General features: G+C 54.5%; 16 protein-coding genes, 1 tRNA gene and 1 other RNA gene. 8 read left to right on the top strand and 10 right to left on the bottom strand.

All coding sequences use genetic code 11. The features are described from left to right. Positions 1-24: 24 nt before the first annotated feature. Together ACO6S1_RS16410 and ACO6S1_RS16405 are read left to right on the top strand one after the other, a co-directional pair. The gene (locus ACO6S1_RS16410; RefSeq protein WP_422343635.1) at positions 25-1,266 is read left to right on the top strand and encodes an ectonucleotide pyrophosphatase/phosphodiesterase; all 1,242 of its coding nucleotides are present in this window, start codon (positions 25-27) and stop codon (positions 1,264-1,266) included. A 41-nt stretch (positions 1,267-1,307) separates the two neighbouring features. Next, entirely contained in the window at positions 1,308-1,754 is a 447-nt protein-coding gene (locus ACO6S1_RS16405) for a MaoC family dehydratase (RefSeq protein WP_422343634.1), read from the top strand. A gap of 8 nt (positions 1,755-1,762) precedes the next feature. Here the strand turns inward: ACO6S1_RS16405 and ACO6S1_RS16400 are convergent, their stop codons facing one another. Together ACO6S1_RS16400 and mutL are read right to left on the bottom strand one after the other, a co-directional pair. After that, complete coding sequence (locus ACO6S1_RS16400; RefSeq protein ID WP_422343633.1) at positions 1,763-2,278, bottom strand: hypothetical protein; 516 nt, start codon at positions 2,276-2,278, stop codon at positions 1,763-1,765. Beyond that, the gene (gene mutL, locus ACO6S1_RS16395; protein WP_422343632.1) at positions 2,278-4,089 is read right to left on the bottom strand and encodes a DNA mismatch repair endonuclease MutL; all 1,812 of its coding nucleotides are present in this window, start codon (positions 4,087-4,089) and stop codon (positions 2,278-2,280) included. Before mutL ends, ACO6S1_RS16400 begins: the two co-directional genes overlap by 1 nt. Before the next feature lie 175 nt (positions 4,090-4,264). Here mutL and ACO6S1_RS16390 point away from each other — a divergent pair, with 175 nt between their 5' ends. From ACO6S1_RS16390 to ACO6S1_RS16365, 6 genes are all read left to right on the top strand, one after another. Beyond that, positions 4,265-5,305, top strand: a complete 1,041-nt coding sequence (locus ACO6S1_RS16390) for a rod shape-determining protein (RefSeq protein WP_422343631.1) — start codon at positions 4,265-4,267, stop codon at positions 5,303-5,305. A gap of 44 nt (positions 5,306-5,349) precedes the next feature. Continuing rightward, complete coding sequence (gene mreC, locus ACO6S1_RS16385) at positions 5,350-6,258, top strand: rod shape-determining protein MreC (protein WP_422343630.1); 909 nt, start codon at positions 5,350-5,352, stop codon at positions 6,256-6,258. Next, complete coding sequence (mreD, locus tag ACO6S1_RS16380; protein ID WP_422343629.1) at positions 6,258-6,773, top strand: rod shape-determining protein MreD; 516 nt, start codon at positions 6,258-6,260, stop codon at positions 6,771-6,773. Before mreC ends, mreD begins: the two co-directional genes overlap by 1 nt. Next, a complete protein-coding gene (gene mrdA, locus ACO6S1_RS16375) occupies positions 6,770-8,740 on the top strand; it encodes a penicillin-binding protein 2 (RefSeq protein ID WP_422343628.1) in 1,971 nt (656 codons plus the stop codon). The genes mreD and mrdA overlap by 4 nt, the downstream gene beginning before the upstream one ends. A 3-nt stretch (positions 8,741-8,743) precedes the next feature. Continuing rightward, positions 8,744-9,856: a rod shape-determining protein RodA gene (gene rodA, locus ACO6S1_RS16370; protein WP_422343627.1), complete on the top strand. Its 1,113-nt coding sequence runs from the start codon at positions 8,744-8,746 to the stop codon at positions 9,854-9,856. Between the two features lie 67 nt (positions 9,857-9,923). Next, positions 9,924-9,999: transfer RNA gene (locus ACO6S1_RS16365), tRNA-Lys, on the top strand. Between the two features lie 286 nt (positions 10,000-10,285). On the opposite strand, the gene ACO6S1_RS16360 is transcribed toward ACO6S1_RS16365, so the two are convergent. From ACO6S1_RS16360 to ACO6S1_RS16325, 8 genes are all read right to left on the bottom strand, one after another. After that, positions 10,286-10,561: an HU family DNA-binding protein gene (locus tag ACO6S1_RS16360; protein ID WP_074205352.1), complete on the bottom strand. Its 276-nt coding sequence runs from the start codon at positions 10,559-10,561 to the stop codon at positions 10,286-10,288. A 240-nt stretch (positions 10,562-10,801) separates the two neighbouring features. Continuing rightward, complete coding sequence (gene lon / locus ACO6S1_RS16355; protein WP_422343626.1) at positions 10,802-13,237, bottom strand: endopeptidase La; 2,436 nt, start codon at positions 13,235-13,237, stop codon at positions 10,802-10,804. Between the two features lie 109 nt (positions 13,238-13,346). After that, the gene (locus tag ACO6S1_RS16350; RefSeq protein WP_422343625.1) at positions 13,347-13,682 is read right to left on the bottom strand and encodes a YbaB/EbfC family nucleoid-associated protein; all 336 of its coding nucleotides are present in this window, start codon (positions 13,680-13,682) and stop codon (positions 13,347-13,349) included. Continuing rightward, entirely contained in the window at positions 13,679-15,496 is a 1,818-nt protein-coding gene (locus ACO6S1_RS16345) for a DNA polymerase III subunit gamma/tau (RefSeq protein ID WP_422343624.1), read from the bottom strand. Before ACO6S1_RS16345 ends, ACO6S1_RS16350 begins: the two co-directional genes overlap by 4 nt. Before the next feature lie 77 nt (positions 15,497-15,573). Further along, positions 15,574-15,668, bottom strand: an RNA gene (gene ffs / locus ACO6S1_RS16340) — signal recognition particle sRNA small type. Between the two features lie 53 nt (positions 15,669-15,721). Beyond that, positions 15,722-16,642, bottom strand: coding sequence for a class A beta-lactamase (gene bla / locus ACO6S1_RS16335; protein WP_422343623.1), 921 nt, complete (start codon positions 16,640-16,642; stop codon positions 15,722-15,724). A gap of 2 nt (positions 16,643-16,644) precedes the next feature. Next, complete coding sequence (locus ACO6S1_RS16330) at positions 16,645-16,986, bottom strand: 2Fe-2S iron-sulfur cluster-binding protein (protein WP_422343622.1); 342 nt, start codon at positions 16,984-16,986, stop codon at positions 16,645-16,647. Further along, on the bottom strand, positions 16,983-18,098 hold the full coding sequence (locus ACO6S1_RS16325; protein WP_422343621.1) for a cysteine desulfurase family protein: 1,116 nt from the start codon (positions 18,096-18,098) through the stop codon (positions 16,983-16,985). The genes ACO6S1_RS16330 and ACO6S1_RS16325 overlap by 4 nt, the downstream gene beginning before the upstream one ends. Position 18,099 lies beyond the last annotated feature (1 nt).

Below are 18,099 nucleotides of genomic sequence, written 5' to 3'. Positions count from 1 at the left end.
TGTCTTCAGTCTAAGGGGAAAGTGATGATTCGTATGATATTACAAGCTATTGCGGCTTGTGCTTTGTTGGCGGGATGTGCGGTTTCGCAGACCGCCATGGTTGCTAGCGATAGCGCCCTGCCCGCTCAGGACGCTCGCGAGCCGGTTACTATATTGGTATCGATCGATGGGTTTCGCCCGGATTATCTGGATCGCGGGATAACACCTCATCTCAGCGCACTGGCTACATCGGGTGTCGTTGCCGACATGCGATCCAGCTTCCCCACCAAGACCTTTCCCAATCACTGGACATTGGTCACCGGCAAGCGTCCGGATAACCACGGCATTGTCGGCAACAGCATGGAAGATGTGGCCCGGCCCGGCGAGAAATTCACGATGGCGAACAAGGACCCGTTCTGGTGGGATCAGGCAGAGCCGATCTGGATAACCGCCGAGAAACAAGGCGTAAGAACAGCCACTATGTTCTGGCCAGGATCAGAGGTCGAGATCGATGGGACACGTCCCAGCGACTGGTGGCCCTTTTCACAGGCCCTTTCCGACGACCGCCGCGTCAATGCCGTGATTGACTGGATGCGCCGACCGGCTGCGACGCGGCCGCAGCTGGTCACACTCTATTTCGATACCGTGGATACGGCGGGTCATTTTTATGGCCCAGCGCCCGGCGAGAAACTCCATGCCGCGATCAGCGCCATCGACAAGAATATCGGACATCTGGTCGAGCAATTTACTGCTCTGGAGCAACCGGTGAATTTTGTCATCACATCGGATCACGGCATGGCGGAAACCCATCCTGATCGGGTCATTTATCTCGACACTATCCTGCCGCGTGATCAATATCGTCTGGTTGTGGATGGTAATTATGCAGGAATCGAACCTCTTGCTGATGATATGACCGCCATCAACGCCGCTTTCCTGAAACCGCATGACAATATGGAATGCTGGAAAAGAGAAGATATCCCGGCACGGCTTCAATATGGCAAAAACCCACGTGTCCCTTCCATTATCTGCCTGCCCACGACTGGCTGGGTTGTTTATCAGGACAAGCCTGAATGGATGACCGGAATTGGCGGTGGCCATGGCTATGATCATCTGCATCCGGACATGATCGCGTTTTTCCTCGCCAGCGGCCCCGATATAGTTGGCAATGGAAAGATCGCGACCTTCGATAATGTCGATATCTATTCGCTGCTCGCGCACTTGACCGGCGTCAAACCGAACCAGAGCGATGGCCATCTTTCATCATTTGAACAGGCGCTAAGACCCTGAAACTTTGCCATAGAAACATGGTTTCATAAGAAAGAATATCGATGCTCTATTACGAAGATATCCAAATCGACATCGTCCAGAAATACGGGTCATACGAGGTGACCAAGGACGAGGTGATCGAATTCGCCTCCAAATATGATCCGCAACCATTTCACCTTGACGAAGAGGCAGCCGCCAAGACCCATTTTGGCCGCCTGTCCGCCAGTGGCTGGCACAGTGCGGCAATGATGATGAGGATGATGGTTGACCAGATGAACGCCAATAAACAAGCGGGACTGGGCTCCCCGGGCGTTGATAATCTGCGCTGGTTAAAACCCGTCTATCCCGGCGACACGTTGCGCTGCGAACATGTTACGCTGGAAAAACGGCGGTCTGAAAGTCGTCCGGAAATGGGCATCATGAAGGGTAAGATCACCGTACTCAATCAGCATGACGAGAAAGTCATGACGATGGAAAGCACCGGACTCATTCAAGTGCGCGGGGACTAGTCAGGCCACTACGCACCGCACTCATAGGTTCCTTCATACATATTGGAGCCAACTTCATCCTGACTGATCTTAAGCGTCGCTGGCCAGAAATATGTGCCTTCCTTTTCGCTGCTCGGTTCGCCTCCAGAATGCGCGATAGTCACTTCAACCGCTTCGCTTGCGAACACGCCGCCGGCTTCTACTTGTGCGAGGCCGACGCCATTATGGGTCAGCACAACGATGGTATCGTTGATCTTGATCGCGCCTTTGCCGGCAATTTTATCGCTATCCGGCGCGGTGGCGACAAATAGGGGGTCTGTGTTGCCTTGGGCAACAAAGGCACAGCCTGCACCGGCTTCTATGGCTTGGCTAAATTCATCATAGACCATGGGCATTAACATAGGACAGCTCACGCCATCGCCGATGCTGCCGTCCGGTTCGACGGGCAAGACTTCTTCCGCCGGAGGTCCAACCGGTTCATCACTTTGAGCCGGAGAACAACCGGCGACTATCGATGCTGCAAGAACCAAAGCCAATAGTTTCATCACTTTCTCCCAAAGAGCTTTTCAATGTCCCCATGCGCCAATTTCACCCATGTCGGACGGCCGTGATTGCACTGCCCGGAATGCGGGGTCACCTCCATCTCACGAAGCAAAGCGTTCATTTCTGCAACGTTGAGTACCCGCCCTGCCCGCACCGATCCATGACAGGCCATGGTCGAGGCGACATGATCGATCCGTTCTTTGAGCGACAATGCCTCGTCATAGGCACCGAGTTCGTCCGCCAGATCCGTGATGAGGCCTTTTACATCGCCAGAGCCAAGCATCGCAGGCGTGGCCCGCACCAGCATGGCCGAAGGACCGAAGCGCTCCAGTTCCAACCCGAATTCCGACAGTTCCGCTATGCGCGCTTCCAGTCGGTCACAGGCATTTTCATCCAGTTCGACAACTTCCGCCATGAGCAAGGCCTGAGAAGCGACTGTACCGCCCTCCACGGCCTTGCGCATCCGCTCTAGCACCAACCGTTCATGAGCGGCATGTTGGTCGACAATCACCAATCCGTCCTCCGCTTCGGCAACGATATAGGTTTTGGATACTTGTCCGCGAGCGATACCGAGTGGATGGCTAACTGCGGCAGGAACCGGTTGCTCCGCCTCTTCGGCGCGACCCATGAGGGGAGCCAGCTCATCGGGATTGAGCGCATGGAAGGCACCGACATTATCCTGCACCGCGGATGGATAAGGTTGGGATTGGAACGTCGCCCTGCCCCCAAACGCTCCTTGCGCCGTAAAAATATTTGTCTGCGGATCGGGCGCTTGCGGTTCCGTCTGCCAATTCGCCAGCGCGGATTCGGCCGGACGCTGGACCGCACGAAAGCCGCCTTCATCCAGGGCGCGTCGCAAACCGCTGACAATCATGCCGCGGATCATCGCCGGCTCACGGAAGCGAACCTCGGTTTTGGCCGGATGCACGTTCACGTCCACAAACTCCGGCGGCATGTCAATAAACAGGGCCACAATTGGATGACGATCCCGCGCCAGCATTTCCGCATAAGCCCCGCGCACGGCTCCAACCAACAACCGGTCTTTAACCGGCCTGCCATTGACGAAAAGAAACTGATGATCGGCAACCCCGCGATTATAGGTTGGCAGGCCTGCCACGCCAGACAGCCGGACGTCTTCGCGAACAAGGTCGACAGCGACGCTATTGGCCCGCAATTCCTTGTTGGTAAGGGCCGCAACCCGGTCGGGGCCACTTTCCCCGCCCTGAACCGCAATCGCCCTGCGATTTTCATGGGTGAGTGTGAACCCGATATCAGGCCGCGCCATCGCAAGCCGCCGCACGACATCAACGCATGCGGCATATTCGCTCCGCGGCGTACGCAGAAATTTCCGTCTGGCGGGGACTTTGGCAAACAGCTGCTCGACCCGGACTTTGGTGCCGGGCGGAATGGCCGCTGGTCCATCATTTTCGACCTCGCCATGATTGACGATCCGCGTCCAGCCATCTTCACCCGCTACGCGACTCTCTATCGTCAAGCGCGCCACGCTCGCGATTGACGGGAGCGCTTCGCCACGAAAGCCCAATGTCGCGACCATTTCAATCGCTTCATCAGGCAGTTTGGACGTTGCGTGACGTTCGAGCGCCAGGGCGATGTCATCACGGGTCATGCCGCAACCATTGTCGGAGACCTCGATCAGATCGAGACCGCCCTGTTCGAGGCGGATATTGATCTGGCTAGCTCCGGCATCAATCGCATTTTCAACCAGCTCTTTCAGCGCGCTGGCCGGACGCTCGACCACTTCACCGGCAGCGATGCGGTTGATCAGGCTATTTGGGAGTCTTCTTATTGACATATCAGCATTCCTAGCCCAAGCGATCATGCCAAGCGACCCTTGATTGTGACTTAGTTTTTCGGGGTGTTTTGCTGGACGACGCATATGGTTAACTTCATCCCCCGTTCAGCCAAAATTTCGCTTTGGGTTTAGGGATCGGCTCGCGCCGTAAATATTAGAAAACACAGGTAAAAAAATGGTATTTGGAAATCTGTTCAAGTTCAGGTCTCAGGACATGGCAATCGATCTGGGAACAGCCAACACGGTTGTCTATGTGCGCGGTCAGGGAATCGTTCTCAATGAACCTTCGGTTGTCGCGATCGAAACGATCAACGGCATCAAAAAAGTGAAAGCGGTCGGGAACGATGCCAAGATGATGATGGGCAAAACGCCCGACAGCATCGAAGCGATTCGGCCCCTGCGCGATGGCGTGATTGCCGATATTGATGTGGCCGAGCAGATGATCAAACATTTCATTCAAAAGGTGAACGGCAAGAGCAAGCTGTTCAGCTATCCCGAAATCGTGATCTGTGTGCCAAGCGGTTCGACCTCTGTCGAGCGCCGCGCCATTCGCGACGCCGCTTCCAACGCCGGCGCCAGCCAGGTATTCCTGATCGAAGAGCCCATGGCCGCGGCGATTGGTGCCGATATGCCGGTTACGGAGCCTATCGGCTCGATGGTTGTGGATGTGGGCGGCGGAACGACGGAAGTCGCGGTCCTGTCCCTGCGCGGACTGGCATATACGACATCTGTACGCACTGGCGGCGACAAGATGGATGAGGCAATTGTCTCTTATGTCCGTCGTCACCACAATTTGCTGATCGGTGAAACCACGGCCGAACGTATCAAGAAAGATTTTGGTGTCGCCCAGGCCCCGGCGGATGGCGTAGGCCACACGATCCACATCAAGGGCCGTGACCTCGTCAACGGTGTTCCCAAGGAAATTTCAATCAATCAGGGCCAGATTGCCGAAGCATTGAGCGAGCCGATTGGTACGATTATCGAAGGCGTGCGGATCGCCCTTGAGAACACAGCACCAGAACTGGCCGCTGACATTGTCGATCAGGGCATCGTCCTGACCGGCGGCGGCGCCTTGATTTCCGGCCTTGATGAGGCACTTAGCGATGAAACCGGATTGCCCGTGACTGTTGCCGAAGATCCACTCGCTTGCGTTGCGATTGGGACAGGCCGGGCCATGGAAGACGAAATGTTCCGAGGCGTGCTCACAACGGCTTGATGGATGGTTTGACCAGAATGACGAAAGCGGGAGGATAAGCAAGCATGGCGCCGCCACCAAACCGGCGCCCAGGATTTTCCAAGCGGGCGCAATATAGTATATTCGCTAGCTATTTACTGGGCATATTAGGAGCTGTCGTCGGTCTCCTCCTGCTGCTTATCTCCATTCTTGACCCCCAAGGTTTTGCCGTTCTTCGCACCATTGGATCGGAAGCCACTGCTCCGGTTAGCAAAACACTTGCTGAAGTTGGCGGCGCCACCGGCAGCGCCGGCGATCATATCTCTGCCTATTTCAACGCCGCCTCCAAGAATGCGGCAATGGATCGCGAGCTGAGAAAAAACCGCATCGAGATTTTGGAAGCCCGCGCGCTGAAGCAGGAAAATGAACGGCTGAAAAGGTTGCTTGATCTCGACAAGGAAGTACCAGACGCGATCGGCATGGCGCGGCTGATCAGTTCGACATCTTCCAGCTCCCGCCGCATGGCAACCCTGGGACTGGGCACTACGGATGGCATTTTAATCGGACAACCGGTCCGGGCTCCAGAAGGCCTTGTGGGACGGGTTTTGGAAGCCGGCCCGACAACGGCCCGGATATTGCTGGTATCCGACGGTCAAAATGTAACACCCGTCAAGAGAGCCAGCGACGAGTTGCCCGCCTTTGCAACCGGACGCGGCGATGGCACGGTAGATGTCCGGCCAATCAATCTCGGGACCAATCCGTTTAAAGGCGGAGATTTGCTGATTACATCGGGCAGCGGCGGCCTATATGCCCCCGGCATTCCTGTCGCGGTGGTTATTCGCAAGACCGATACTGGCGCAATCGCCCGGATTTTAGCCAATTCTGCAAAAGTCAGTCACGTCATCGTACAACCGATGTTTCAGGCTGAAACTGTCGCCGCTATCAAGCAGGAGCGGATTGACGAGGCAGAATCCGATTCAGAAGGCGGCGAATAGTGGCGAAACCCTATCGCTCCCGGATAAATCGTCAGCCTTCCCAATTCCGGATCAAATTTATACCATCTGTCACCGTAATATTGGGATCAATGATCACAGCCTTGCCCTTGATCACCGATTATCCGATCCTGCCGCCCATGGGGCTCTTGATACTGCTCTCGTGGCGTTTGATACGCCCTGGCTATTGGCCAGTTTGGGCAGGATTTCCGTTGGGCATGGTTGATGACATGTTTAGCGGGCAACCTTTTGGCAGTGCTGCTTTTCTCTGGTCGGTGGTATTTCTTGCGCTGGAGACGCTCGACCGCAGAGGGGTTGGCAGGGACTATTGGCAAGACTGGCTAATTGCCTCCCTTTCTATCATTTTTGTGCTAATATGCGGCATGCTGATCATCGACTTTCAAAGCAATTTACTGCGGCTGGAAATATTGGTGCCGCAAATATTGCTTTCTGTCTTGCTTTATCCCTTCGTCACCCGCCTGATCGGCGCCATTGATAATTGGCGCGTGGCATTATGAGTATCAAGGGCAGCAAAACGATCAGCGGCGCGGTCCAGGCGCTCACATTTTCCCGCCGGGCCACCGTCATCGGCGGCTTGCAGGCCAGCATTGGAATCCTGCTGGCCGGACGAATGGCGTATATTTCCGTGGCCGAGAACGAACGATACCAGCTTTTGTCAGAAAGCAACCGGGTCAACTTAACGCTGGTGCCGCCAAGGCGAGGCTGGCTGATTGACCGCAACGGTAAGCCCATCGCCAATAACAAGACAGACTTTCGCGTCGATCTCATACCCGATCGAATGCGCGACAAAGAGAAAACGGTAGCATCACTTGCTGAACTCTTGTCGCTCAACCGGGAAGAAGTTGACCGTATCAACAAGGAATTGCAGCAGGCCAGCAGCTTCCAACCGGTTCAGGTAGCCACCGGATTGGATTGGGAAAGCTTTGCTGCCGTGAGCGTCCGCCTGCCCGATTTACCTGGCGTCTCGCCACGACAGGGCTTCTCTCGCTTCTATCCCACGGGGGCGGCCATTGGCCATTTGGTTGGTTATGTCGGCATTGCTTCTGCCGAAGATTTCAAGGAAAATCCCGATCCTATTCTCGTCACACCGGGTTATAAGATCGGCAAAGATGGTCTCGAAAAAACATTCGAAGATCATTTGCAGGGTAAACCCGGGGCAAAACGGGTGGAAGTGACCGCCCGAGGCAGGATTGTCAGGGAGCTGGAGAGTCGGCCCGATACCCCTGGCAAGGCTCTGCAAATGACGCTCGACATTGATTTGCAGGAATATGCCGCACGGCGGTTAGGTCCTGAATCAGGCGCTGTTGTCGTTATGGATTGCGAGAGCGGTGATATACTGACCATGACGTCCATGCCATCATTTGATCCCAACAGCTTTTCCGACGGGATTGGACAAACCGAATATGGCATGTTGCGTGATGATGACCACGTGCCGCTGCGCGACAAATCTCTAAAGGGCCTGTTCCCGCCGGGCTCGACAATCAAACCGATGGTCTCGCTTGCTCTGCTCCGCGGAGGTATTGATCCGGAAGAATCCGTCAGTTGCCCCGGCGGATTGCGGGTAGGCAATCGCTTCTTCAATTGCCACAGCACCCATGGCAGCGTGAACATGAAGAAGGCCAACGCCCAAAGCTGTGATACCTATTTCTACAAAATGGCGTTGCGCATTGGTTATGACGCGATCGCCCTCATGGCGCGTGAACTCGGATTGGGCGCGAAATATGATCTGCCTGTCGCCTCGCAGAGCTATGGTACAGTGCCGGACACGCAATGGATCAAAAAACGCCATGACCGTGAATGGGCCAATTTTGATACAGTGAATAGCGCCATTGGACAGGGGTTTTTCCTGTCCAACCCCTTGCAGCTTTGCGTAATGGCCGCCCGCATGGCTTCGGGAAGGAAGCTGGAACCCAAATTGCTGTTCGAACAGAACCGGCCTGCAGCACCGCCGCTGGATATCTCTCCGGAACATCTGTCCTTTGTACGCGAAGCCATGAGTGAAGTGGTAAATGGCGTCGGCACGGCACGGCGCGCGCAATTGCCGCTCGAGAATATCAAGTTGGGTGGAAAAACCGGTACCGCTCAGGTCGTGAGCCTGAAATTTGGCCGTGGCGGGCGTGACGTGCCTTGGAAATTCCGAGATCATGGTCTGTTTGTCTGCTTCGCACCGGTTGAAAACCCGCGCTATGCCGCGTCCGTCGTGATCCAGCATGGCGGCGGCTCGTCCTCCGCTTATCCGGTAGCGCGTGACGTCATGACGTTTCTTTATGATCGCGAACAGGCGATGGAGAAACTGCTAGCCATGGAAGAAAGCTGGGGCGGCACCATCTCCGAACGCATGGATCGCCAGCTCGCCGCGTATCGCGCGCGGATAGAGCTAGAAAAGGCTATAGCCGAAGGACGCGTTGCCCCACCTCAGAACGATGCAGCCGGCGAGGGTTCTGGTGCTGAAGTGGGGCAATAGGCGTTGAACGATTTTATTCCTGCGCCGATTGCGCAACTTCCTTGGAAAACAATATTATTGCTGCTTGTTATGGCGAGCTTTGGCTTCGTCGTACTCTATTCAGCGGCTGGTGGTAGCCTGACACCATGGGCTGGCCTCCATATGCTTCGGTTTCTCGTCTTTCTCTGCATGGCCATTATTTTCTCGCGGCTGAAAGAGAATTTCTGGAAAACCATTGCCTTCCCTGTCTATATCGTCGTGGTGATCATGCTGCTTGGCGTAGAACTGATCGGTGCCGTAGGCGGCGGTAGCCAGCGATGGCTTAATCTCGGTTTTATTCGCATTCAGCCATCTGAGCTCATGAAACCTGCCATCATCCTGGCCGTTGCGCGCTTTTATGACCTTTTGCCAGCAGGACAAATCCGGACATGGGGCGCTGTATGGCCGCTGCTGGTCCTTATTGCCTTTCCTTGTGCATTGATCCTGCTCCAGCCCGATCTTGGCACCACGATTACTGTTCTGGCTGGCGCGATGACAGTAGCCTTCCTGGCTGGCCTTCCGATGCGCCTTTTTGTCGGCGGTGCAGCGGCGGTTGCAGTGATTGCACCCCTCGCCTTCTTCTTTGGACTCGAAGAATATCAACAGCGCCGCGTCACAACCTTCCTCAACCCTGAGAATGATCCGCTAGGTGCCGGCTATCATATCAGCCAATCCAAAATTGCAATCGGATCAGGCGGTATCTTTGGCAAAGGATTTCTGAATGGAACGCAAAGCCATCTCGATTACCTACCCGAGGGCCACACTGACTTCGTATTTGCAACCATGGCAGAAGAGTGGGGGTTGATGGGCGGAGTTGCGGTCTTGTTTGGTTTCTTCCTGTTGTTCCGCTGGGGCCTTGGCGTTGCGATGAAAGCAAAAACCCGCTTCTCCCAACTGTTGGCCGCCGGTCTCTCGACAACGATATTTTTCTACGTCGCGATCAATTTGATGATGGTAATGGGGCTGGCTCCCGTAGTCGGCATTCCGCTGCCCTTTCTGAGCCATGGCGGCTCATCCATGATGACGATCATGATATGCATCGGGATATTGATGGCCATTGACCGCCATCCAGGCCGCAGGGGCGGAACATTTGGATAAGTCAAGATAGCCCATCAGACGGTTGTTCTTCCAGACGCGTGCCCTATATATCAAAGATACCAAATAAGGACGCTTAGCTCAGTTGGTAGAGCAGCTGACTCTTAATCAGCGGGTCACAGGTTCGAACCCTGTAGCGTCTACCATTTTCGCGGATTCAAAAACAATCCGGCGGATTGTTTTCCGCGAAAATCCCGAGCGCAAGCGAAGGGTGACCTGACGCAAGGGTAACGGCCCTCAAAAACCATAATAGCTCCCGCCATCCTCATTCAGACAGTCAGAAAGCAAACAGCGGAGCGCTATCACCCAACAGCGATTTCCCTGAATATCCAGAACCCATGAAAAAGGCGGGCCCAAAAAGGAACCCGCCTGCATTTTTTCAAACAAAGCGCGAAAAAAAAGGGGGAGCGCCTAAACACTCCCCCAATTTATTTATTTGTTAACGGCGTCCTTCAAGCCCTTGCCAGCTTTGAATTTTGCTTGTGTAGATGCAGGAATCTGCATTGGCTCACCCGTGCGTGGGTTACGGCCTGTTGAAGCTTTACGCTTTGAAGTAGAAAATGTTCCAAAACCGACGAGACGGACTTCATTTCCGCTCTTCAGCGAACCTGTGATGGAATCGAAAACTGCGTCCACGGCTTTGCCGGCATCGCTTTTGCTGAGACCACTGTGATCTGCAACGCTACTGATTAGATCCTGTTTATTCATAATGGGAATCCCCCCTTCTCTAAAAGCAATTCTTGATTGAATCGCGACTTTGTCTGGAGCCAGTAACAACAAGTGCCCCCCTTGAGTCAAAGGAAAACCGCCAATTTCTGGCTCAAAGATGCAATATTTATGTCAAATGGTTAAATTTGGTACAGTTTCGGGCGTTTTCCGCTCAAAATGCACCGAAACCGCCCGCAAATGTGGCCTCTTCCATCGGTGGCGACTCGCACCAATCTGCGCCTAATGGCGTGCCGAGGACCCGGTATCGTCAGCGACAGGAGCCGTCGCATGGCTGGCCAGTTCGTCCGCATCACTCCATTCGATCGGTTCGACTTTTTCTGCAAGTGCTTCTGCGAGAACTTCGTCGGCATGTTTCACCGGAATAATCTTGAGCGAAGCCGTGATATTCTCCGGAATCTCTACAAGATCCTTCTCATTTTCGGCTGGAATCAAAACGGTTGTGATACCACCTCGCAAAGCTGCGAGAAGCTTCTCCTTCAATCCGCCAATCGGCAAGACACGGCCGCGCAGTGTAACTTCGCCCGTCATCGCAACATCGCGGCGCACCGCGATACCGGTCAATGTAGATACAATTGCTGTCACAATACCAACACCCGCGGACGGGCCATCTTTGGGCACCGCGCCTTCCGGCAAGTGGATATGGATATCTTTCCTGCTGAATACGCTCGGCTTGATACCATAAGACGGTGCTCGCGCTTTGACGAACGACAAGGCTGCCTGAACGGATTCGGTCATTACTTCGCCAAGCTTACCAGTCGTTTTGATCTGGCCTTTGCCCGACACGGTTACCGATTCAATCGTTAGCAATTCACCGCCCACTTCCGTCCAGGCAAGGCCGGTTACGGCACCAACCTGGTTTTCTTCCTCGCCGACACCATGGCGGAATTTGCGAACCCCGGCATATTCAGACAGGTTATCCGGAGTAATTTCGATACTTTTATACTCGCCTTCCAAAATCCTGCGAAGCGCTTTACGGGCCAATTTGGCAATTTCCCGTTCTAGCGTCCGGACACCGGCTTCGCGCGTATAATAGCGGATCAAATCACGCAACGCGTCGTCTTGCAGAGCAAACTCGCCCTTTTTCAGCCCATGGGCATCAATCTGTTTCTCAATGAGATGACGCTTTGCAATCTCAACCTTTTCATCCTCGGTATAACCTTCGAGCCGGATGATCTCCATCCGGTCAAGCAAGGGTTGCGGCAAATTTAACGAATTTGCCGTTGTAACAAACATGACGTCCGACAGATCAATGTCGATTTCCAGATAATGGTCCTGAAACTTGTCATTCTGTTCCGGATCCAGCACTTCCAGCAGCGCTGACGCCGGATCACCGCGGAAATCCTGACCCAATTTGTCGATTTCATCGAGCAAGAAAAGCGGATTGGAAGTACCCGCTTTTTTCAAATTCGATACAATTTTACCGGGTAGCGAACCGATATAGGTCCGGCGATGTCCCCGAATTTCGGCTTCATCACGCACGCCGCCGAGTGACTGGCGAACAAATTCACGTCCCGTGGCCCGCGCGATAGAGCGGCCCAGAGAAGTTTTACCAACACCCGGAGGGCCAACGAGACATAGGATAGGCCCTTTGAGCTTGTTCGTCCGCGCTTGCACCGCAAGATACTCGACAATCCGCTCTTTCACTTTTTCCAGAGCGAAATGATCATCATCGAGAACCTTCTCGGCTTGCTTGATGTCTTTCTTTAGCCGGGATTTCTTGCCCCATGGCAGACCCAGCAGCACGTCCAGATAATTGCGAACAACCGTTGCCTCGGCTGACATCGGCTGCATGCCTTTCAGCTTTTTATACTCTGCAGTTGCTTTGGCTTTGGCTTCCTTGGAGAGTTTCATCTCTTCGATTTTCTTGCCCAGCGCTGACATTTCGTCGCCCTCGCCGTCTTCGCCGTCGCCCAGCTCGCGCTGAATCGCTTTCATCTGCTCGTTGAGATAATATTCGCGCTGGGTTTTCTCCATCTGGCGTTTCACACGGCCACGAATTTTCTTTTCAACCTGCAACACGCCAAGTTCGCCTTCCATGAAGGCAAAAGCCATTTCGAGGCGCTTGACCGGATCGCTTTCGATCAACAGACTTTGCTTGTCCGCGACTTTAACGTTGATATTGGCGGCAACCGCATCAGCAAGACGGGATGCTTCTTCAATCTCGCCAAGCTGCACCACGGTTTCTGCCGGCATTTTCTTGTTTAATTTCGAATAATTTTCAAATTGCTCGACGACAGAACGCATCAGCGCAGTTGCCTCCGGACCTTCTGCCGATTGCTCTTCGATCAAATCGACATGAGCCAGAACGAAACCTTCATCTTGTTCATCAAGCGACACATGCTTCGCCCGCTGCTTTCCTTCGACGAGAACGCGTACGGTGCCATCGGGTAGTTTCAGAAGCTGCAACACCGTTGCGACAACACCGAGATCATAGAGCTGGTCACGGCCGGGATCATCTTCAGCGGGATCCAACTGTGCGACCAGAAAAATTTCCTTGTCGCCGTCCATCGCTTTTTCCAATGCCACAACGGATTTGTCGCGCCCGACAAAAAGCGGCACGATCATATTGGGAAACACTACGATATCGCGCAACGGCAATAAAGGCAGCGCCTTGGCTTCGGGATTAGCGGCGGGTGTGGACTCGGACTGGGACATTGATACTCCAAACTATGGCGCCAAAACGAGCGCCTTTTAGCTTATATGGGGCGCGCCAGGATGACTTCAACCACCATAAAGCCATTCTGAAAGGAAAGCTGCAATACCTCTAAAAGGGTAGTTTAAATCCTGCCGGCAAGCCCATGCCTCCGGTCATTTTACCCATTTCCTCATTGCTCACCGCATCGGCTTTGTCCCGCGCATCATTGAAAGCAGCCGCTACAAGATCTTCCAAAATCCCTTTTTCTTCTGCTTTCATCAAGCTGTCGTCGATGCTGACGCTTAAAATCCGGCCTTTGGCGGTCGCTTTAACCGACACCAATCCGCCACCGGATTTGCCTTCTACTTCAATGCTGTCGAGCCTGGCCTGCGCTTCCTCCATTTGGGTTTGCACCGTTTGAGCCGCCTCCTGTGCCGCTTTGATCATTTCTTCCATAGATTTCATGCTTGTGAGCTCCTTGATTCAGGCCTGGATTCAGCTTGCGCCCGATCCGTATCATTTTCTAGTAATTCCGCATCGGGAAAAGCCTCAAATGCGGCCTTGACGAGCGGTGTGTTCAATATTGCTTGCGTCGCGGCATCCCGATCAAGCTCGGCCTGCTCGGAAATACTCGGTTTTGCCTCGCCCTGCCCTTCTTTCAATGTCCAAATCTTACCGGTTGCGTCTTTCAAGGCATCGGTGATCTTTTTCAGGTCCGACTCAGCAATCGGGCGGGCGGGCTGGTATTCAATGACGGGCGCGGAAAAGCTGATAATACGCATATCAGCTATCAATATGCTTTCCAATACCGGCGAAACGCCGCCGATGATCCTGATCACTTCATCAAAATCCTGAGGCAGCGGATTTTCAGGCGGGACCGGCGATGATGCTTGCGGTTCAACAGACGGCTGCCCGACGGTCGTTGGCTCGATCATTGGTGCGGGTTCATCTGTAATTGACACATCCGGTGCCGCCGGTGCTTCATGGACCGGTGCGGCTGCAGGTACCGACGCCGCCTCGATAGCAGGAGGAACGGTTGAAGCAGCGGACGCTGAACCTTTCTGCAACATCTTGGCCAATTCGCCCGGGTCGGGCATATCCGCAGCACAAAGCACCCTAAGCAGCGCCATATCGCAGGCTTCTCGCGGCATATGCGCCTGCTGCACTTCTTCATAACCTTTGAGAAGTAACTGCCATAACCGATGGAGAACGGGATAAGAAAGTCGATTGGACCAGCCATCCAGCAATGCTTTGGCCTCGTCCGAAAGCGTCGGGTCGTTTGCCCGGCCTACTTTATACAAAGTAACCTGGTGGCAAAGAGACAGGAGCCCATTCATCAATGACAAGGGCTCGACGCCTACGCGATATTGCTCGTCAATGGCATCAAGCAGCGCCTGGCTGTCAGCCTCCAGCAATAATCCAAACAACCGACGGACCGCACCGCGATCGGACAATCCCAGCATTTCACGGATTTGGCCCGCCTTGACCTCACCACCACCTTCCATATCAGCATGGGCAATCGCCTGATCGAGGATCGACAGGCCGTCCCGCACCGAACCTTCAGCGGCCTGAGCGATGAGGTCGAGCGCTTCCTGTTCCGCCTGCACGCCCTCTTTTTCAGCAATATGCGCGAAATGGGCGGACAATTGCTCAGCCTTGATCCGCTTCAGGTCGAAACGCTGACAACGGGACAGCACGGTAATCGGCACCTTATTCACTTCCGTGGTAGCGAAAATGAATTTTACATGGGCTGGCGGTTCTTCCAGCGTCTTCAACAGCGCATTAAAAGCGTTTTTCGACAACATGTGGACTTCGTCGATAATATAGATCTTGTAGCGCGCAGAAACCGAGGAATAGCGCACGGCTTCGATAATCTCACGGACATCATCCACACCAGTATGACTGGCAGCATCCATTTCGATGACGTCGATAAAGCTGCCCTCAGCAATCGAACGACAAGGTTCGCATTTCCCACAGGGGTCGATGGTTGGACCGCCCTGACCGTCTTCACCGATGCAATTCAGCGCTTTGGCAATCAACCGGGCTGTCGATGTCTTGCCGACTCCGCGCACCCCGGTCATCAGGAAAGCATGGGCCAGACGATCGCGTTTGATCGCATTGCCCAGCGTTTGCACCATGGCATCCTGCCCGATCAGCTCGGCGAAGCCGGACGGCCGGTACTTACGCGCCAGCACGCGATAAGGTTGCGCGGCAACCGGCACCGGATCAATGGGTGCTTCGACGCCGCCAGCGGCAAAAATATCGGGTGAATCGGACATGGGACGAGTTTAGGCGCTCCCCGCCAGCTTGTCGAAGGCTAAACAGCGATCAGGCATGAAAGCCTGTGTAAATTTTGTGAGTAGGAGCCGGGCGACCCGCAGAAAAATCGTTACGGCTGCTTCCTTCCGGATCTGACCGGGTTGGCGAACACTACGTCCACCCGACTCCCGCTGCGCATATGGCGAGGAGTCGTCCATAATTCAAGTGTACTTTTATGACGGACTCTAATCTGGAAGCGCTACGAACCGGACTGCAATCCTTGCGACATCAGCGATGGCCGCCTCAACCGCTTTGACAGGGGCCGTTGGGCGATCGACATAGACCGCAAGAATCAAAGGTTTTCCGGCATATTCTGCAGTAGAAGGCCAGATAATCGCGATATCATTGACCGCTATTCCGCCTGCAGCGGTGCCGGTTTTGTTTCCCACCGGCCATCCCTCCGGGAGACCTGCCCTGATGCGGGAGGCTCCCGTTTCGCTGCCCTTCATCCATTTTTGCAATGTCAGCTTGTCGATATCCAGCGACGCGTCTTCAATCGCAAGCTTTTGCATCAGCCTGGCCATGGCCTCGGGACTGGTTGTATCACGAGGATCGCCCGGGGCATTTTCGTTCAGTTCGGGCTCCATCCGATCCAGTCGCGTGATGTCATCGCCATTTTCTCTCATGAATTCCGTAAAAGCCGCCGGGCCACCAATCGCCTTGAGAACCAGATTTGCCGCCGCATTGTCACTGGTCATGGCCGCCGCGCCGGCCAGCTCATGGAGCGAAACCGGTTCCCTGGCAGTCAGCTTTTTCTCGACATACGGCATGTACGGGACGCTGTCGGAAGCTTTCAGATCAAATTTGGCAAACATATCGACCGTGCCTGATTGATGGGCAGCGAACAGCGCCGATGCCAATGCGGCTTTGAAGGTTGAACACATTGCAAAACGTTCGCCACCCCGGTGTGACATGACAAGAGCGCCGTCACCATCAACCAGCGCCACCCCTAGACGTCCACCGATACGTTTCTCAATTGCCGCAATTTCAGGTACGCTTAAAATCGCTGGTTTTGATGGGCTTTCACCACTCACGGCTGGCTGCGTCATGCAGCCGCTGACCAACAGAAAACTGGTCGTCAGGATGAATGTTCGACGATCAATCATCTCTAAACGCCCTGCATATTGCGACTTTCCGAGGGGATATGGACGGTCAGGCCATCCAGTTCTGACGTCAGCGTGATCTGACAAGCCAGACGGCTTGTCCGGCGTGCCCCCGCTGCTAGGTCCAACATATCCTCTTCCATCTCTGTGGCTTCGGGCAGTTTCTCGAAATCATCTGCGTCCACAATCACGTGGCAAGTCGAACAGGCCATCTGTCCTTCACAGGTGCCTTCGAGCGGTTGATCATGGATTTGCGCAACCGTCAGCAAATCGTCCCCTTCGGATGCTTTTGCGATGACTGTCTGCTCTCCATCGGCGCTGACAAAATTTACCGTCACGTCACTCATATACCCTGTGCCTCAGCTGCCTCGTTGATATATTGCGATGCCATTTCCACGTCTTCCAAGCTGTTATAACGACCGAAACCCAAGCGGATGGAGGATTTGATTTGTCCTGTTTCCAACCCCAGAGCAGCCAACACATGGCTCGGGCGGCCAGAACCGCTCGCGCAGGCGGAACCCGCCGAAAAAGCCACCCCGCGCACATCAGACATCAGACGCCCCACATCAACACCGTCCCGGCGGATGTTGAGATTACCCGGATAACGATGGTCCATAGAGCCATTGATCGTCCAATCGGCAAAACAAGAGCGCGCCTTATCGGCCAGTGCCTGAATATGAGCTGCATCGCTATTATGGCGGTCAGCGCATAAGGCAGCGGCCTTGCCAAATCCTGCGCACAAAGCCGGAGAAAGCGTTCCCGACCGGATTCCTTGTTCCTGACCGCCGCCATGAATCAGCGGAGGCAAGCCAATCCCCTCGCGCACCCACAAAGCGCCAATCGCTTTCGGACCATATATTTTATGCGCCGATATCGCGGCCATATCGACATTGTCTGGGATAGCGACGCGGCCATAGCCTTGCACGACATCACATAGCATTAGCGCATCATATTGATGGGCCAGTTCTGCTATGGCTTCAACCGGCTGAATGACGCCAATTTCGTTATTGACCAACATCGCTGCGACAAGAGCGGTCCGATCATCGATTGCCTCGCTCAGGTGCTCCAATGACACAATGCCGTCAGGACCTATCGGATGCCTTTCGACCATGAAGCCATACGCTTCATAAGATAGGGCGGTGTCCCTAACAGCAGCATGTTCGCTGTCGAGAACAATGATTTTGTCTCGTCCAGCGGCTTTCAAGGCATGGACAACGCCAAAACCCAGGTTGATCGCTTCGGTGGCACTGCCCGTAAATAAAACCTCACCACCTTTCGGCAACAGACCAGCCACCTGATCGCGCGCAACTTCCACAGCAGCGGCGGCCTTGCGGCCCGGCAAATGCGCGCTGTGCGGATTGCCAAAATTATCGCGCAGCCAGGGAACCATGACGTCAAACACCTCTGGTGCGAGGGGCGTCGTTGCCTGATTGTCGAGATAGATCGGGTCGTTTGTCATG

This window comes from Parasphingorhabdus sp., assembly GCF_965233695.1.
Taxonomy (GTDB): domain Bacteria; phylum Pseudomonadota; class Alphaproteobacteria; order Sphingomonadales; family Sphingomonadaceae; genus Parasphingorhabdus.
The sequence above is the reverse complement of the archived record's forward strand: the minus strand, read 5'-3'. Positions and strand labels throughout refer to the sequence as shown.

Excerpts from the sequence above, each read along its gene's own strand:
- ACO6S1_RS16360 (WP_074205352.1), bottom strand. The coding sequence starts at position 10,561 with ATGAATAAACAGGATCTAATCAGTAGCGTTGCAGATCACAGTGGTCTC.
- ACO6S1_RS16410 (WP_422343635.1), top strand. The coding sequence starts at position 25 with ATGATTCGTATGATATTACAAGCTATTGCGGCTTGTGCTTTGTTGGCG.
- mrdA (WP_422343628.1), top strand. The coding sequence starts at position 6,770 with ATGAGTATCAAGGGCAGCAAAACGATCAGCGGCGCGGTCCAGGCGCTC.
- mutL (WP_422343632.1), bottom strand. The coding sequence starts at position 4,089 with ATGTCAATAAGAAGACTCCCAAATAGCCTGATCAACCGCATCGCTGCC.
- ACO6S1_RS16325 (WP_422343621.1), bottom strand. The coding sequence starts at position 18,098 with ATGACAAACGACCCGATCTATCTCGACAATCAGGCAACGACGCCCCTC.
- ACO6S1_RS16400 (WP_422343633.1), bottom strand. The coding sequence starts at position 2,278 with ATGAAACTATTGGCTTTGGTTCTTGCAGCATCGATAGTCGCCGGTTGT.
- bla (WP_422343623.1), bottom strand. The coding sequence starts at position 16,642 with ATGATTGATCGTCGAACATTCATCCTGACGACCAGTTTTCTGTTGGTC.
- ACO6S1_RS16350 (WP_422343625.1), bottom strand. The coding sequence starts at position 13,682 with ATGAAATCTATGGAAGAAATGATCAAAGCGGCACAGGAGGCGGCTCAA.
- ACO6S1_RS16390 (WP_422343631.1), top strand. The coding sequence starts at position 4,265 with ATGGTATTTGGAAATCTGTTCAAGTTCAGGTCTCAGGACATGGCAATC.
- ACO6S1_RS16330 (WP_422343622.1), bottom strand. The coding sequence starts at position 16,986 with ATGAGTGACGTGACGGTAAATTTTGTCAGCGCCGATGGAGAGCAGACA.
- ACO6S1_RS16345 (WP_422343624.1), bottom strand. The coding sequence starts at position 15,496 with ATGTCCGATTCACCCGATATTTTTGCCGCTGGCGGCGTCGAAGCACCC.
- lon (WP_422343626.1), bottom strand. The coding sequence starts at position 13,237 with ATGTCCCAGTCCGAGTCCACACCCGCCGCTAATCCCGAAGCCAAGGCG.
- ACO6S1_RS16405 (WP_422343634.1), top strand. The coding sequence starts at position 1,308 with ATGCTCTATTACGAAGATATCCAAATCGACATCGTCCAGAAATACGGG.
- mreC (WP_422343630.1), top strand. The coding sequence starts at position 5,350 with ATGGCGCCGCCACCAAACCGGCGCCCAGGATTTTCCAAGCGGGCGCAA.